Genomic DNA, 281 nt, shown 5'->3' on the forward strand with positions numbered 1-281 from the left:
ATTGACACTGAATCAGGCTTTGACGATGTTGTTTTCATTACCTCATCTTTCGGTCTTGGTGAGATGGTCGTACAAGGCGCGGTTAATCCGGACGAATTCTACGTACATAAGCCAACGTTAAAAGCAGGGCGTCCTTCAGTACTGCGTAGAACGCTCGGCAGCAAAAAAATCCAGATGATTTTCTCTGACGACAGAGAGCATGGAAAGCAGACAATAATTGAAGACATCGAAAAGTCGAAAAGTCTGACCTTCTCGATAACCGATGAAGAAGTTGAAGATTT

1 protein-coding gene is annotated in these 281 nt (G+C 43.4%); it reads left to right on the forward strand.

Annotation, left to right across the window (positions count from 1 at the left end):
• The coding region (locus tag B3180_RS03175; RefSeq protein WP_286842986.1) for a PEP/pyruvate-binding domain-containing protein at nt 1-281 on the forward strand (281 nt) is incomplete at both ends.

The organism is Idiomarina sp. UBA4206, from assembly GCF_002383015.1.
GTDB classification, from domain to species: Bacteria; Pseudomonadota; Gammaproteobacteria; order Enterobacterales; family Alteromonadaceae; genus Idiomarina; species Idiomarina abyssalis.